Origin of the sequence: Lysobacter enzymogenes (genome assembly GCF_017168095.1) — a bacterium.
Lineage (GTDB): Bacteria > Pseudomonadota > Gammaproteobacteria > Xanthomonadales > Xanthomonadaceae > Lysobacter > Lysobacter enzymogenes_D.
In genome coordinates this window covers 1-481 of sequence record NZ_LXSD01000125.1, presented here as the reverse complement: position 1 = coordinate 481, position 481 = coordinate 1, and the positions used below count along the sequence as shown (strand labels likewise).

The 481-nt window shown below is 76.3% G+C and carries 1 pseudogene; it reads left to right on the top strand.

Annotated elements, in window-relative coordinates:
- Positions 1–160: 160 nt before the first annotated feature.
- Positions 161–481: pseudogene (locus A7A76_RS03495) on the top strand (hypothetical protein); the annotation flags it as partial.

Genomic DNA, 481 nt, shown 5'->3' with positions numbered 1-481 from the left:
GCGCGCGCCGCCGCCGTTCGTCGCTTGTTGGCCGCTTGCGCCGCGCGGCGCGCGCGGCCGGCTTGAACGCCGGCCAACCGAGGCTGCGCGCCGGTCTTCGCCGCGTCGCCGCTTGCACGCACACTCGCGCGGTCGGCTCGACGCACAAGGACGGGAAAGGATGCAGGCGGAGCAAGCGGCGCGGACGGCGCCGGGACGGGCGAGGCGCCAGGCCGTGCGGTCGCGGGATTCGCGAATGGAATCGATGCTGGCCTGGGCCGTGGTGGTGGCGGTGCACGCGGCCTTGTTCTGGTTCGCGAGCAGGCTGTTGATGCCGCCGCCGCGGGCCGCGGCCGACGATGACGATCCGGTGCTGGTGTGGCTGCCGCCGGCGATCGTTCCGGCAGCTGCGCCGATGCCGCGCGCCGACGCCGCGCCGCTGTCGCCGGAAGCGCCGCCGGCGGCCGTCGCGCCGCGCGCACGGCCTCGTTCGTCGCCAGTT